Raw genomic sequence first — 15,387 nt, 5'->3', positions numbered from 1 at the left:
TAACACCTTGACCCAAGACTCCAAAGCTCGGAAGGGCCTTGCCTTCGCGCATCTGGCCGTTACCGTGGCCGTTCTGGCCTGGCTCTATCTCCTTGTCGTCCTGTTCGCCACCCGGCTGGGCTATATCGACACTGACCTCGGCTTTCGCACCCTGACGCTTGGCGTTGGCCCAAAGGTGGCCCTGGCCGCGGTCGCCGTCGCGGTGCTGTCCATGCTGATCTCAATATTCAAATGCCCCGGACGGATGGCGTTCTGGGCGCTGGCCGCTGTCATCCTGTCGGGCACCCTGGTTGCCGGCTTTTTCGGCTATCAGAAGGCACTGAAGGCCTTCCCGCCGATCGCCGACGTCGCCACCGACTGGGACAATCCGATTGTCTTCTCCGACAAGCTGGTCCGGGCACGCGGCGCGGAGTCGTTGCGCGTCGAGGACCTGCCGCGCGTGCCGCGTAACGAATCGATGGCCTGGGGCGGCAAGACCGTCGCCGACATCAATCAGTTGACCTGCGCCGCCGCCAAGCCCGTCTTCAACAAGGAGGTGACCGCAAGCCAGATCACTGCCATGCTGAAGGCCGAGCATTATAAGATCGTCAGCGAGACCGCCGAACAGGTCGAGGCGACTCATACCGACAACGTCTACGGCTTTCGTTCGGACGTTGCAGTGCGCCTGGGGAATCACCGTGTCGATATCCGCTCGGTCGGCCGCTACGACATGCCCGATCTTGGCAGCAACTGCCGGCGGGTCGCCAGCCTGGTCAAGTTGGTCCGCGCCCTCTGATCGCGATGCCGTTGCCTGGCACGTGACTTGCTCTTCGCCGCCAAGTCAGTGGCAGGAGTTGGCGAAATGGCGTCCGGTATACTTGTTTTCGTTTCAAAACGTTCGCAGCGCATCGTCGCCGCCGTCTTAAGTCTTGTCCTGATACACGTCATCATGGCCAGCTGTACGCCTGAGCCCGTATCGCCTCTGGCTGCAGCCCGGATAGTGGTCGAGTAGCTGCTCGAACTGTGTGCGCCGCACAAGATAATTTGTGATCACTGAAAAATTGGTGCTTTTTTAAGGCGAGTTCCGGCGACGGATTGGTTGAAATTATCCCTAAATGCGCGCTTTTTCGGGATAATTTTTTAAAAACCCTCAGACATGATTTTCAGGATTTCCGGCATAAAGGGGTCAAATTTACCTGACCTCGCGAACGCCGGTATTTAAAATAGTAATCGGATTTTTATTATTTTTTTATAAGAGTGACCACCCGTATAGCTGATGATTTTCAGGGAATAATCAGCCCCTTAAATTATCAGATTTCCGTTAGGGAAGGTTGCTTCTGTGACTTTATTGAAACACGTTTCAATTGATATAGACAAATCCGTGACACGCGATTGACGGAATTGCGACAGCACGATTTAACTTCATTAACAGCGTGTAATGCTGGACTGCGGCGGGTGCGCCTACACCCTCTAATGTAACCCGGAGAAACAAGAGTGAAAAAACTTACTTTGCGAAGTGGCCTGATGGCTACGACGACGATCTGCAGCGCAGTATTGTCGACAATGGTTGTGCCTGCCCTGGTTGCGACCGTTGCGACTGCGCTGCTGCCGTCGAATGCCCTCGCCCAGGACTACACGAGCGGTACCATGTTCGGCACCGTCAAGGATGCTAACGGCAACCCGGTTGCCGGCGCCAAGGTCGTCGCGACCTCCAATGAACAAGGTATCTCCCGCGAGACCACCACGGCTGCGGACGGTTCGTTCCAGTTCCCGCTGATCCCGATCGGCGGCTATTCGGTCACCGTTTCGGCGGCTGGATTCAACACTGCGACCGACGATAGCGTCGCGGTTGCCCTGGGCTCTAAGTCGGGCTTCGACTTTGCCCTGCAGCCGGCTGAAGCTGGCGTTGTGGTCATTAAGGGCAAGGCGCGTGCGCGCCTCGACTTCGCCCAGACGACGACCGGCGTTGTTGTCAATGTCGACACGCTGGTCAAGCAAACCCCGATCGCCCGCAACGTCACCGCCCTGACCATGCTGGCGCCGTCGGCCGTTCCGGGCGATTCGTCGTTCGGCGCCGGTGCGACCGCCCAGGGCCTGACCCAGGCTTCGCTTTCGGGTTCGTCGGTTGGTGAAAACGTCTTCTACATCAACGGTCTGAACATCACCAACTTCGTCAACGGTATCGGCGCTGCCGGCGTTCCGTTCGACTTCTACAAGACCATCGAAGTCAAGACCGGCGGCTTCCAGGCAGAATACGGCCGTTCGACCGGCGGCGTTATCAACGCTGTTACCAAGTCGGGCACCAACGAGTGGAACTTCGCCCTGCACGGCAACTTCCAGCCGTCCAGCATGCGTTCGCATACGCCGGACACCTTCTCCGGTAACGTCGGTGGCGCTGTTGGCAGCCGTGTTACTCAAGAGCTGAACGAGTACGTCGTCGAAGCCGGTGGTCCGCTGATCAAGGACAAGCTGTTCTTCTACGGCTTGTATCAAGCGCCGAACTTCCGCTCGACCACTGCGACGTCGCAAGGTGCGACCTATCAGGAAACAACCTATGACGATCCGTCGTGGGGCATCAAGCTGGATGGTTATATCACCAGCAAGCACCACCTCGAATTTACGATGTTCGACACGTACCAGGAACGTGCTCAAAAGCAGTTCGACTATGGTAAGCCGGCCTATGCCGACATCAATCAGACCGGTGGCAATGCCCTGACCGGCTGCGCCGCTGACACGATCTGTAACTATAAGATCGACGCCTATCAGCGCTTCGGCGGCAAGAGCTGGGTTGGCCGCTACACCGGCAACATCACCAACTGGCTGACGATTTCCGCGGCCTATGGTGACACCACCTTCGACCAGTCGAACACCGACAGCCTGCCGCTTGAGCCCCTGGTTCAGGACACGCGTTCGGGTGCGACCCGCACGATCAGCCGTCAGACGACCTCGGCAGCCAACACGCCGTCGGAAGCTAACCGCAAGTTCTACCGCGCTGACGCTGACGTCTATTTCGACTTCCTTGGCAAGCACCACGTTCGCGTCGGTCTGGACCACGAAGAAGTTTCCTTCAACAACATCTCCTACCGCTTCGGCGCCCCGGGTCCTCTGGGCGGTGCCAACTGGACTTACCGCAAGGTCACGACCTCGGCGAACGCCACGTCGACCGGCCTTCCACTCGGCCAGGAATACATTTCGCTGCGGACCTTCAACGGCGGCGGCATCTTTGAAGGCATCAATGAAGCCCAGTACATTCAAGACAGCTGGGATATCAACGACCGCCTGAACCTGAACATCGGCTATCGTAACGACGATTTCACCATGAACGATTCGGCCGGTCAGGCCTTCTCGGTCCTGGAAGGCAACAAGGCCTGGCGTGTCGGCTTCAACTTCGACCCCTCGGGCGAGAAGAAGGACCGTATCTTCGGCTACTATGGCCGTTACTACCTGCCGGTTGCCGCCAATACGGCCTATCGCGCTGCCTCGAACAACCTTGACGTCACGCAGAACTTCCTGCCTGTCGGTGGCGGCCTGACCTTCGGTGCACTCGATCCCGTCACCGGCAAGCCGGTCGCCGGCCTTGGCAACATCCTGATCCGTGGCGTCAACTCGTCGATCGGTGCTCTCGGTGCCTGCCGCCAAGTTTACCTTGATCGCGGCATCGTTGCGACCCCGGTCAACCAGCTGTCGTGTCAGGTCGGTTCGTCCGGCGCGGTTCCGCCGCCTGAGTCGATCTCGGCACTCAACGTTCAGGCCACGGCTGACGACGAGTTCATCCTGGGCTGGGAACGCCGCGTCAACAGCCTGTGGAAGGTCGGCGCAACCCTTACCTACCGTCAGCTGGTTACGGCCGCCGACGATCTCGCGATCGACGACGCCGTTGTGGCCTACTGCCAGGCCAACGGTTATGCTCTGACCAACGGCACCAGCACGGGCTGTAAGGACATCTGGTCGGGAACCCACCAGTACCTGATTTCGAACCCGGGCCAGGAAGTGGTCGCTGTTCTGTCGGACCCGCTGCCGGGCGAAACCACCCTGAAGACCCTGACCCTGAAGGCTGAAGACCTCGGCTATCCGGCTCTGGAACGCACCTACAAGGCTCTGGAACTCACCTTCCAGCGCGCGTTCGACGGCAAGTGGGGCCTGCAAGGCTCTTACGTCATCTCGGAATCGAAGGGTAACTTCGAAGGCGCCGTTAAGTCCGACACCGGTCAGGCCGACGCCGGCATAACCTCAGACAACGACATCATCGGTTTCACCGATGGCGCCTATGGTCTGCTGCCGAACCACCACGCTCACCAGCTCAAGGTTTGGGGTTCGTACCAGGTCACCGAAAACTTCCTGGCGGGCTTCAACTACTCGGGCATCTCGGGCCGCCGCTATGGCTGTAACGGTATCGTTCCTGCCTCGCGCGACCCGGATCGTATCTCGACCTTCTACACCACCCCGGCCGCGCACTACTGCGGTGGCGTGCTGAAACCACGCGGTGAGTCGTTCCAGACCGAGTTCGTTCACCGCCTCGACGTCTCGGCCCGTTATCAGGTTCCGTCGCAATACGTGACGCTGATCAATGGTGCCAATCTGGTGCTGCGCGCCGACGTCTTCAACCTCTTCGACATGCATGGCGTGACCGAAGCTGTTGAAACCGGCGAACTGCCGAGCGGCGCGGTCAACCTGACCTACATGAAGCCGGTCAGCTATCAGACGCCGCGCTTCGTGCGTCTGGGCTTCGACCTGACTTTCTAATTTCGATTGAAAGTTGGAAGAAGAGCGGGGAGAAATCCCCGCTCTTTTTTTATTATCGACTGGAGTCCCTGCATGACCGTCGCGATGCCTGCGAACAATCGGATCCTTGGCGCGATCGAACGGCTAAAGGTGTGTGACCGGCAAGGCGCCGTCGATTTGTTGCGGACGGAACTGGAAGAGGGAGTCGAGACCGGCGACCGCTGGGCCAGCTTTGCGCAGCTCTGCTTCAAGATTGGTGAACTGGCGATGTCGCGCGAAGCCATGCGCAGATATGCCGCCACCGAACCGAGAACACTCAACCGTATTTTGAGCTACTGCGCCGACGTGGCGCGCGACGGCCTGACGCGAGACGCGATGGCGATGCTGGAAAGCTTGCAGGCCGAGTTGCAGGCGCATCCGGCGGTGATGCACCTCAAGGGGACGATCGCCACACAGACCGGAGATTTCACCAAGGCAGAAGCGATCTTCCGCCAGTCACTGGCGCAATTTCCCGCAGCGCCGCACAGCTGGTCGGCTCTGTCCGTCATCAAGTCGTTTACCCCCGGCGATCCGGATACGGCACGGATGGAAGCGTTGAAAGCCGAAGTCATGCAGGGGCCCGCCAGGCCCGCCGCGCAGTTCTGCTATGCGCTGGGTAAGGCCTACGACGATGCCGGCGATGCCGGACGCGCTTTCGCTGTGTATAGCGAAGGGGCCTTGATCATGCGGCGCGAAGAGGGGCAGGGCGACGGCGACAATTTCGCCGCGCGCATCGTCCGGGACTACACGCCCGGCATGCTCGAACGGTTGCGCCCTTCGCGATGCGACAGCCGGCGCATGATCTTCGTCAATGGCCTGCCACGTTCGGGGACGACCCTGGTGGAGCAGATCATTACGAGTCATTCCACTGTGCGCGATGGCGCCGAGCTGAATCTGCTCAAGCCGGCCCTGATTCCGGCCGGTGATCTGTCGCCGGCCGATGCGCTGAAATATCAGGCGCGCGACAATGCCGCAGACCCGTGGGGAGACCTGGCGCGCGATTACCTGCAGATGATCGACGAACGGTTCGGACCCGACGGCAGGATTGTCGACAAGACGCTCAACCAGTCGCAGATGATGGGCCTGGTGCTGCACATGCTGCCGCAGGCCAAGGTCATCTGGCTGACCCGCCGCTCGGAAGATTGCGCTTTGTCATGTTTCCGCACCTTTTTTACCGCAAGCGTGCCGTGGTCGTGGGCGCCGCAAGATATTGCCGAGCACTTTAAAGCCGAGGACGCACTGCACCGCCATTGGGCGGAAATCTTCCCTGATCGCATCCTGACCGTACCTTACGAAGAGCTGACGACCGATCCCCAGACCTGGATCCGGCGCATCCTGACGCATCTTGAGCTCAGTGAGGAACCGCAGGTGTTCGAGGCGCACAAGAGCGAGCGCTCGGTCACGACCGCCAGCGTCGCGCAGGTGCGCCAGCCGATTTCGACTGCGCGTATCGGAGCCGCCGATGCCTATGCCGATTTCACCGAAGCCTTCCGCCGCGCCTATTCGGCATAAAAAAAGCGCCCCGGACAGGGACGCCTTTTCATTTTGATTGGCATGCAGATTGATTAGCGCGTGCTGTTTTCGTAAGCTTTGGGGGCCAGGACGGTCGCGCCTTCTTCGCGCAGGCGCTGGTCGGCGACGCGGTCCATGACGGCTTCGGCCTTGGGATCGCTCATCGCCCAGCCCAGGAAGGAGAGGGTGCGCAGGCCGGACGCCGCCGATTCCAGGCTGGCGGTCATGCTGCCAGAAGCGCCTGCACGGCCCGACCCTGTATATTCTATGAGGCGGATATCGGCCGAACGGTCGATCTTGGCCAGGGCCTTGGCTTCGTCGACGGCGGTATAGAAGCCGCCCGTCTTGTCGATAAGGTGGATGCCCTTGGCCTGTTCGCCCGTCCAGACGCGGCCCTTGGCGATTTCCTGGACCTGTTCGACCGGAATCTTGCGGTTGGAGGCAACGTGGACGACGAAGCCGTTATAGATCTGGTCTATCCACGACGACAGCGCCGCGCGCTGGGCCGGGGTGAAGCCCTTGGCCTCGCTGAAGGCCGAGCTATAGTCGCCGCCGACGGCGATATCGCGGACATCTACACCGAACTTGGACAGCGCGTCACCAATGGCGAACTTGCCGCCGAAGACGCCGATCGAGCCCGTCAGGGTCGATGGATTGGCGACGATCGACGACGCGCCGGCCGAAACCCAGTAACCGCCCGAAGCCGCATATTCCCCCATGGAGACGACGACCGGCTTGCCGGCTTCCTTGGCCGACTGCATGGCCGTGGCAATCTGTTCTGAGGCCGTGTCGGAACCGCCCGGCGACGAGACGCGGAAAACGATGGCCTTGACCTTCTTGTCCTTGGCCGCCTTGAAGAAGGCTTCGGAAACTTCATCGGACATCATGCTCGGCTCGCTGCCAAAGCCGCCGGCCTTCTTGCCCGTCATGATGGCGCCTTCGCCGTCGATGACCGCGATGACCTCGCCCTTGGTGTCGGGCGAAAGGGTGCGCTGATACTCGCGCAAGTCCATTACCTTAGCGTTTTCACCGCGCTTCAGCGCTGCGCCTTGCGCATCGTTGACCTGGCCGAGGTGGCTGATCAGACCCAGTTGCTGGGCCTGTTCGGCGCCGTAAGGGCCGGCTTCGATGGTTTCTTTCAGCTTGGCGGCGTCCATGCGGCGGTCGTGGGCGATGGCGGCCAGCGAATTGTCATAGATGCTGCCCATCCACGATAGCTGGGCTTCGCGGTGCGCCGGCGTATAGTCGTCATAGAGGTAGGGGTTGACGGCGTTCTTGAATTCCGAGCGCTGCTCGTACTGGGCATTGACGCCGAACTTGTCGAAGGCGCGCTTGAGGAACATGGTCGATGTGGCGATGCCAGTGACCTGGAACGACGAGCGCGGCTGCATCCACAGCTCGCTGGCCGACGATCCGACCATGTAGGACGAGATCACCATGGTGTCGGGATAGAGGCCCTGGCTGTGGGCGATGACCGGCTTGGAGGCGCGGCGGACGTAGATGATGGCGTCGCGGATTTCTTCGGCCGCGGCCGGCGACATGCCGCCTTCGGGCAGGCGCACGAAGACCGCCTTGACGTGGACGTCGTCGGCGGCGCGGTGCAGAATCTGCACCGTCTCAAGCGTCGACATCGACTTTCCGGTCAGGAAATCAAAGGGTTGCGACCGCGTCTGGTCGGTCATCTTTTCGCGCAGGTCCAGCGACAGGACGATGTCACCGGTCGTTTGCGGCTTGGAGGCGCCGGCGACGACAGCAATAAGGACGATGGGCACGCCGACCAATACGATGATCAAGGCCGTGATCGCAGCGGTCAAGGTGATGAAAAACTGCTTCATGCGAACCCGGTGTCCCCTTAGTCTTTCTGCCTCGGTGAAAACCGCTGCACCCCCGTCACGCCGAAACGGCGCATCCGGTTAATACCATAATCGTTAATGCGCGAAGGTCAAATGAAGTCGCTGTCATTTAGGGTGAAAGCCCGTCAAAAACAGCGATTGTGACCGTGCTACACCACACCCTTTAGCATGGAGACGCTAAAACTTCGTGCGTCCGGGGAAAGCATGGCGTTTTGGCTGGTCGTGGGCGTGGTCTTCGCGGCCGAGACAGTGCGGGCAGGACTGGCCTTTGACATAGGCTGGGCTCTGCTGGTCCTCGGGCGTCAGCGCGTGGTCGCAGTATAGGCAAAGGACGGCGGTCTGCGACGGTTTCAGGTCGTGATCGACGGCGATTCGCTCATCAAACACAAAGCATTCGCCCTGCCACAGCGATTCGGACTTCGGCACGTCTTCGAGATATTGCAGGATACCGCCTTGCAGGTGGTAGACATCGTCATGACCGTTATCGATCAGCCACGAGGTAAACTTTTCGCAGCGGATGCCGCCGGTGCAGAAGGTAGCGATCTTTTTGCCGGCAAGGCTTTGCGCCTGTTCGCGCGTCCAGTCGGGCAGATGCTTGAAATTCGGAATCTGCGGGTCGATGGCGTTTTTGAACGTGCCGAGATTAACCTCGTAATCATTGCGCGTGTCGATAATGACGACGTCGTCGCGGCTGATGAGGGCGTTCCAGTCGGCTGGCTTCACATACTGGCCGAAGCGCTCCATCGACACCGGCTCACCCAGCGAAATCGTCTCTTTCTTCAGCCGCACCCGCGCCTTGCCGAACGGCTGGAACTCAGCAAAGGACTCTTTCCACTGGATCGGTCCGCCGACCACGTCGTCCTGCAAATAGGTCAGGAAGCTGTCGATGGCTTCACGCGTGCCGGAAATGGTCGAGTTGACGCCTTCGCGCGTGATCAGCAGCGAGCCCTTGATTTCCAGGGCTTTCAGGCGGTCGAGCAGCGGGGCCTGCATGGCCTCGAACTGCGGAAACGGGAAGAAGTGATAAAAGGCAGCAATCACAAATGGCTGCGCTTGGGAACCTTGCTCAAACATGGGCGGCAGATAGCATAAATCAGACGTAGCGCCAATCGCGGATAAAGGCCGCCTGGCCATGGCGTACGCCGTCTTGATCGACGACATTCCATAGCAACGTATTGCGGATTTCGAAGCGGCGGCCCTGGCTGCAAATTCGGATCGCGGAATAGCCGTCTACACAGCCGTTTTCGAGGACAGCCTTTAACGACCGGTCTCGGTCGGTTTGGATGCCGCTTTTGGGTTCGGCGCTGTGGCGCGAGGGCAGGCGGGTAAAGGCATCCCAGTCCATCTGCCACAGGTCGAGCGCCGCCGCATTTGCATAGCGGAAAATCGGTTCGGCTTCGGTGCCATGCGAGACGATGGCGACCGGCGCCCCGAACATGGCCTGCGCCAGATCCGTGGCGCCGAGGTTGCGGGCGTCTGGCACGATGTCTTCGCCGGTAAAGTGGTGAAAACTGAGCGCCATCAAGGCGTTATAGCTTTCGACATCTGACGTGAGATGCGTCATGTGCGCGCCTCAAGAAAGGGCAGGATGTGGTCGCGGACGGTCGCATCGACATCGTATTGCAGAACGAAATGCGGTGTTGCCACGCGTGCCAGGGTCACGTGTTTGCCGGTCCGAGCGACCAAAGCGCCGTGCGGAGCCGAGACCAGCCTGTCTTCTGTCCCTTGCAGATAAAGGATGGGCATGTCGAGCTGCGCCAGGGGCTTTTGAACGTCGCAGGTCGTCACCGCCTTGATGCGGTCGCGCAGAACGTCAGGATTAAGCTTCGACACGATCTGGAACATCTGCCAGGTCAACGCATGATCACCGGAACGCAGCAGCACTGCTTCCATGACCGGCAGAGCCTTGTCGTTGAGCAGGCCGGGCAGGGCGCTACCGAACATCTGGCCAAACAGCGGAAACGGATTGCGGGCAAAGCTGGCGGCGAGAATCAGCGCTTTTGGTTTCATTGCCGCCTGATAAGCCAGAAGAATCGCCAAAGGGCCTGCGAACGATTCGGCGATGATGACATAGTCGCCGTCAGGCATCTGGCGCAGGAGATGGTCCGCCAGCGCCGCGTAAGACTGCGGGCCGTGTTCGGGATAGGTGAGGACAAGCGTTTCAGCCTTGCCACGCAAGGCCTCCAGCAGGGGTGTAAAGAAAGTCCCGCTGCCATCGAGGCCGGGAAGGAGTACACATTTCGGCAGGGCAGGCGCAGGCATGAGGTCCGGTGCAAAAGGCTGTTGAAAAAGTTGCCGGAAAACACAATCAAGGGATTGCGTTGGCGGAAACCTTGCGCTATCTCACCGCCTCTCCCGGCGCAAGCCCTTGTGGTTCAGTCGGTGAGACCAGTTTTTGCTGGGGAATGGTGTAATGGTAACACTCCGGTTTTTGGTACCGTCATTCTAGGTTCGAGTCCTAGTTCCCCAGCCACTTCTCTTCTAATCTGCCTGGCCATGTGGTGACGTCGATATATTGACGTTTGCGCTCGTTCGTATTCCTGTTTCTGAAGTCTGGTGTTTAATAGACAGGACCGAACTTGCCTCGGCAATCAGAATAAATGAAGATACGAGAAAGCAAATGCCTGAGAATAAAAAACAAATAGCTCGCCATCTGGTTAGTGCGTTTACTGTTTTTATTTTCAACAGCTTATCCGAAAATGCATTTAAGCTTTCTAACTGGATTTCAGTCTGACGTCTAAAATCGTCTGGGATATCTTCTCTCGACAGTGTTTCGAGGAAAATATCACGTCCATTTTGTAGCCGTTCACGTTGGCGCATATCGTCGTTGAACGTCTGTATTATGATCTTTGAAACAAAAATGAATATCAGGCCAAGAAGGTATAACCACATCGGTAAGATGGGCAGTGAAAACTGCTCAAGTGGGACAATATCTGCAAATGCTGCCATTACGGCCAAAAGAGGCGTACCGTTTGCGGCAAAAAGCACAGCAGTGTCGTCTTCGATATGAATAAATTTGGTCTGCATAGCTCCCACTCTGTTTGTTGTCACCCCGCCCAGCCGTCGCCTTCGGGGCTGTCGGTCTGCGGCAGCAGGTCGCGCGTCATGAAGACGACGTCAAGCCAGCGGCCGAACTTGAAGCCGGCGCGCGGCAGGGTCCCGGTCTCGGTAAACCCACAAGCGCGGTGGACGCCGATGGACGCAGCGTTGTCGCGATCGCCGATGACCGCGATCATGGTATAAAGCCCGCGTGCTGTGCACAGCGCGATCAATTCTTTCAGCAAAGCCTTGCCGATGCCTTTGCCGGTATGGCCGGGCGCCAGGTACACGCTGTCCTCGACGCCATACCTGTAGGCGGGGCGGGGACGAAACTGCGACGCGTAGGCGTAACCCACCACCGTTTCGTTTTCCACGGCCACGAGATAGGGCAGGTGCAGGCCCTGGACTGAGCGCAGACCAGCCAGCATGTCGGCTTCCGAAGGCGGTTCCAGCGCAAAGGTGCCGGTGCCGTTCAGCACGTTCCAGGCGTAGATGGCGGTGATGGCGGCGATATCGGCTTCGGTTGCCGCGCGGATCGCTATTGCCATGACTTGTCCACCGCCCAGATGGCAAACGCGTAGTCAAAGGCGATTTCCTTAAGGAAATCAAAGCGACCCGATGCCCCGCCATGACCTGCGTCCATGTTGATTTTCAGCAGCATTGGCGCGCCCGAAGTCGACTTTTCGCGCAGCTTGGCGATCCACTTCATCGGTTCCCAGTAGGTGACGCGCGTATCGCTGAGGCCCCCGGTCGCCAGCACCGGCGGATAGGGTTGGGCAGCGATATTGTCATAGGGGCTGTAGGATTTGATGTAGTCGTAGGCCGCCTTGTCTTCGAGCGGATTGCCCCATTCTGGCCATTCCGGCGGGGTGAGGGGCAGCGACACGTCGCTCATCGTGTTCAGCACGTCGATGAACGGCACGGCGCCGATGACGCCCGCCCACAGTTCCGGACGCATATTAGCGACCGCGCCCATCAACATGCCGCCGGCCGATCCGCCATAGGCGACGATATTGCCTTTGGATCCGTATCCGGCCTCAGTCAAGGACTCAGCACAGGCGATGAAGTCCGTGAAGGTATTGGTCTTCTTGTCCTTGCGGCCATCGAGGAACCAGCCATAGCCTTTTTCCGATCCGCCGCGGATATGGGCGATGGCGTAGATCCAGCCGCGATTGACGAGGCTCAAGGATCGGATCGAGAAGCCGGGATCCATCGGCATGCCGTAGGAGCCGTAACCGTAAAGCAGCAGCGGCGCCTTGCCGTCGAGCGGGGTGCCGGCCTTCATCAGCACCGTCACCGGTACTTCTTCGCCGTCGGGCGCCGTGGCATAGAGGCGGCGCGCGACATAGTCGGCAGGGTTATGGCCCGACGGGATGATTTGGGTCTTGCGAAGCGCGCGCTCACGCGTCTCCATGTCGTAGTCAAACGTCTGGGCCGGTGTCGTCGGAGAGGTATAGCCGTAGCGCAGGATGTCGGTGTCATACTCATAACCACCCGACATCCCCAGGCTGTAGGCCTCTTCGTCGACAGCGATGATGTGTTCCGACATGTCAGACTTGCGCGTGATGACGAGGCGCGTATTGGCGTTCTGACGCTCGGAGCGGACCATGTGATGTTTGAAAACACCGGCACCGGTGATGTAGATGCCGGGACGGTAGGGCACCAGGTCGGTCCAGGTGGCGCGTGTCGGGCGATCAACCGTTGATTCCATTAGCTTGAAGTCGATGGCGTCGTCGGCATTGGTGCGGATGATGAAGCGGTCATCCCAGTGGTCGATATCGTACTGGATGCCTTCGGAGCGCGGCTCGACGCAGAACGGCGCTGAGGTTGGGTCGCGGGCGTCGATCAGCCAGGTCTCCGACGTTTCGTGGTTGCCGGTGCCGATCGAGATAAAGGCGTCCGACGACAGCGTGCCGATATGCAGGAAGAAGCCTTCGTCGGGTTCTTCATAGATTAGCACGTCTTCGCCGCCGCGCGCCGGCCGGCGGAAAATCTTGGCGGGGCGCGAGTTTTCATCGCGCCACACCCAGAAGATATATTGCGAGTCCGGTGAGAAGCTGAAGCCGCCATTGCTGCTCTGGATCGGGTCAGGAAGGATTTCGCCCGTCACCAGATCGCGGACGAAGATGGTGAAATATTCAGAGCCCTGCGTGTCCTCGCCCCAGGCGAACAGGGCGTGGTCGGGGCTGTGCTGGGCGTCCGACGTTTCATAGAAGTCGTTGCCCTGCGCCTTTGCGGCTTGCGCACGCGCTTCTTCATCGAGCAGAATCTGTTCCTGCGCAGCGGTTGCTTCGACGCTCGGCAGCGGGCTCAGGGGGCCGCCTTCGGTGCGGGGGCGTCTCGCGACGATCGGGTGCTGGGCGCCGATATTATAGCGGCTATAATATTCCCACGCGCCGTCGCGGCCGGGAACGCTTGAATCATCTTCCTTGATGCGGCCCTTCATCTCAGCAAAGATTTCGTCCTGCAGGGCCTTGGTGCCGTCGAGCAGCGCTGCCGAATAGGCGTTTTCCTCATCGAGCGTCGCCTTGATCTCAGGTCTGATCAGGCCGGGATCGCGCAGGACCGCCTGCCAGTTGTCGTCCTTCATCCAGCGATAATCATCGACGCGCTTTTCGCCGAGTTGTTCGATCTCGAACGGGATTTTGGCGGGGCGCGGGGCTTGGGGAAGGGTTTTGGTCAAGGCAATACTCGTTTGGGGGGACGTGTGGCGTTAAAACAAGACTCGACGGCAAACGCAAATGTTTGCCGCAAGGTGGCTTTTCAGATCAGCCGGGCTGGGTCACAGTGATTAACGAAACTGTTTGAACGGCGCGCGGAGGATTGACCCATTCGCGAAAGGGCGTCAAATAAGTTTCCGGAAATCCGTGCGTTTTCGCTGGGTGGCACCACATGGAGCCTTTAACGTGGCAATCCGCAGGGTAGTAATGGGTATCACGGGGGACCTTCGGGCATGATGGATGCTGACCTGACAGTGGCGCTGATCAAGGCTACGGTGCAGATCGACCAGCCGATCAACGAGGCCAAGCGCATGGTTGGCACGGGTTTCCTGGTGTCGGTGCCCATGCCGGGCGGCCAGACCCAGACGGTTCTGGTGACCGCTGCCCACGTCCTCGAAAAAATGCCGCAGAAAGACGTCCGCGTCGGCTGGCGCGTGCCGGGCGCCAATGGCAGCTGGTCCTATATGCCATCGACCCTCGCCATCCGGACCGCAGCGGGCGTTGCGACCTATACCCAGCATCCGGGCCAGGACATCGCCGTCATCCCCATCAAGATGCCGGACAGCATCAAGGACCAGGTCATCCCGTACAGCCTCCTGGCTGACGAAGGCACGTTCGAGGCCATGAAGGTCACGGCCGGCCAGGAGATGATGACCCTGGGCTATCCGCACGGTCTGTCGGCTAATGTGTCGGGCTTCCCCATCCTGCGCGCCGGACGGCTGGCGTCATACCCAGTGGCGCCGTCGGCGACCTATCCGACGTTTTTGATCGACCTGACGGCTGTGCCGGGCAATTCGGGCGGGCCGGTGTTCATGAAGTCCGCCGCCAGCAAGGCCGGCGGTTTCGTCGCAGGCGTGCTGATCAAGCAGGTCGAGGATGAGAATCAACGCCTGGAACTGGGCGTTGTGACCGAAGCCGTATTTGTCCGCCAGACGATCGACATCTTGTTGAAGGCCCAGGCGCGTGGTGTTTCGCCCGTGCCTTCGCTTAAAGTTTCTCCGCCGGTCGCCAAGGGTACTCCGGGCGGTGCGACGACCGATACGTCGGACATGATCGGCGCTGGCAATTCCGGCACCGCCGGCGCAGCGGCCAAGCCGACGACCGGCGAGGGCCTGGCCGAGACGCAGTGAGTGGCTTCTCTGGTTGGGAACCACGGATAGGCACGGAAAGGCGCTGCGCGCCGACACGGAAAAGGCACGGAAATCAGAGCGTGAGCGGCTTACAGTCTAGCGTGACTTCGATTTTCGCCCTCCCCATTTATGGGTATACGGACCGGAGACATGGGTGACACATGTTCGGAGACATAGGTTACACATTTGGTGAGCCTATGTTGATGTGAGGTCAATAGTCGCGATGCGTTTCGCTCCGAAGCAGATGTCATAGGTGTTCTGTCCGGTAGGCCTTACAGCGACGTGTTCTCCTCTGAAGGCTTTCGGTACGCGCCATTGCCTGTTCCTGAAACTGATAGCGCCAAGGTCTTTGGGGACTTTCCTGACGATGTCGGATTTCCTGACGATGTCGGA

Annotated in this window: 12 protein-coding genes, 1 tRNA gene and 1 pseudogene; 6 read left to right on the top strand and 8 right to left on the bottom strand. The window is 59.6% G+C overall.

What is annotated here, in order from left to right:
- Nucleotides 1-7 precede the first annotated feature (7 nt).
- The 4 genes from AC1DON_RS19475 (at nucleotide 8) to AC1DON_RS19460 (ending at nucleotide 6,252) form a co-directional block, all read left to right on the top strand.
- The gene (locus AC1DON_RS19475) at nucleotides 8-775 is read left to right on the top strand and encodes a DUF1499 domain-containing protein (RefSeq protein ID WP_476936481.1); all 768 of its coding nucleotides are present in this window, start codon (nucleotides 8-10) and stop codon (nucleotides 773-775) included.
- Between the two features lie 66 nt (nucleotides 776-841).
- Nucleotides 842-991, top strand: coding sequence for a hypothetical protein (locus tag AC1DON_RS19470; RefSeq protein ID WP_476936480.1), 150 nt, complete (start codon nucleotides 842-844; stop codon nucleotides 989-991).
- A 482-nt stretch (nucleotides 992-1,473) separates the two neighbouring features.
- Nucleotides 1,474-4,722, top strand: coding sequence for a TonB-dependent receptor (locus tag AC1DON_RS19465; protein WP_476936479.1), 3,249 nt, complete (start codon nucleotides 1,474-1,476; stop codon nucleotides 4,720-4,722).
- Between the two features lie 72 nt (nucleotides 4,723-4,794).
- On the top strand, nucleotides 4,795-6,252 hold the full coding sequence (locus tag AC1DON_RS19460; RefSeq protein ID WP_476936478.1) for a tetratricopeptide repeat-containing sulfotransferase family protein: 1,458 nt from the start codon (nucleotides 4,795-4,797) through the stop codon (nucleotides 6,250-6,252).
- Between the two features lie 53 nt (nucleotides 6,253-6,305).
- On the opposite strand, the gene sppA is transcribed toward AC1DON_RS19460, so the two are convergent.
- From sppA to AC1DON_RS19440, 4 genes are all read right to left on the bottom strand, one after another.
- A complete protein-coding gene (gene sppA, locus AC1DON_RS19455) occupies nucleotides 6,306-8,087 on the bottom strand; it encodes a signal peptide peptidase SppA (protein ID WP_476936477.1) in 1,782 nt (593 codons plus the stop codon).
- A 195-nt stretch (nucleotides 8,088-8,282) separates the two neighbouring features.
- Nucleotides 8,283-9,146 carry an oxygen-dependent tRNA uridine(34) hydroxylase TrhO gene (trhO, locus tag AC1DON_RS19450; RefSeq protein ID WP_476936476.1) on the bottom strand — a complete coding sequence of 288 codons (864 nt, stop codon included), beginning with the start codon at nucleotides 9,144-9,146 and terminating at the stop codon, nucleotides 8,283-8,285.
- A gap of 52 nt (nucleotides 9,147-9,198) precedes the next feature.
- On the bottom strand, nucleotides 9,199-9,669 hold the full coding sequence (locus AC1DON_RS19445) for an MEKHLA domain-containing protein (RefSeq protein ID WP_476936475.1): 471 nt from the start codon (nucleotides 9,667-9,669) through the stop codon (nucleotides 9,199-9,201).
- Nucleotides 9,666-10,367, bottom strand: coding sequence for an alpha/beta fold hydrolase (locus AC1DON_RS19440; protein WP_476936474.1), 702 nt, complete (start codon nucleotides 10,365-10,367; stop codon nucleotides 9,666-9,668). The genes AC1DON_RS19445 and AC1DON_RS19440 overlap by 4 nt, the downstream gene beginning before the upstream one ends.
- Nucleotides 10,368-10,504: 137 nt before the next feature.
- Between AC1DON_RS19440 and AC1DON_RS19435 the strand changes: the two genes are divergently transcribed.
- A tRNA-Gln gene (locus AC1DON_RS19435) sits at nucleotides 10,505-10,578 on the top strand.
- An 8-nt stretch (nucleotides 10,579-10,586) separates the two neighbouring features.
- Here AC1DON_RS19435 and AC1DON_RS19430 read toward each other — a convergent pair.
- The 3 genes from AC1DON_RS19430 to AC1DON_RS19420 are packed head-to-tail and all read right to left on the bottom strand — an operon-like array spanning nucleotide 10,587 to nucleotide 13,833.
- Complete coding sequence (locus AC1DON_RS19430; RefSeq protein WP_476936473.1) at nucleotides 10,587-11,132, bottom strand: hypothetical protein; 546 nt, start codon at nucleotides 11,130-11,132, stop codon at nucleotides 10,587-10,589.
- Nucleotides 11,133-11,152: 20 nt separating this feature from the next.
- Nucleotides 11,153-11,692 (bottom strand): N-acetyltransferase family protein, encoded by a 540-nt coding sequence (locus tag AC1DON_RS19425; protein WP_476936472.1) that lies wholly within the window; start codon nucleotides 11,690-11,692, stop codon nucleotides 11,153-11,155.
- The gene (locus tag AC1DON_RS19420; protein ID WP_476936671.1) at nucleotides 11,683-13,833 is read right to left on the bottom strand and encodes a S9 family peptidase; all 2,151 of its coding nucleotides are present in this window, start codon (nucleotides 13,831-13,833) and stop codon (nucleotides 11,683-11,685) included. The genes AC1DON_RS19425 and AC1DON_RS19420 overlap by 10 nt, the downstream gene beginning before the upstream one ends.
- Before the next feature lie 264 nt (nucleotides 13,834-14,097).
- Between AC1DON_RS19420 and AC1DON_RS19415 the strand changes: the two genes are divergently transcribed.
- Complete coding sequence (locus tag AC1DON_RS19415; protein ID WP_476936471.1) at nucleotides 14,098-14,994, top strand: trypsin-like serine peptidase; 897 nt, start codon at nucleotides 14,098-14,100, stop codon at nucleotides 14,992-14,994.
- Between the two features lie 195 nt (nucleotides 14,995-15,189).
- Here the strand turns inward: AC1DON_RS19415 and AC1DON_RS19410 are convergent.
- Nucleotides 15,190-15,387, bottom strand: a pseudogene (locus AC1DON_RS19410) (IS481-like element ISRm20 family transposase); the annotation flags it as partial.

The sequence above is a fragment of the Asticcacaulis sp. P4_H10 genome, from assembly GCF_056400965.1.
This window is presented reverse-complemented; position numbering and strand designations above follow the sequence as displayed.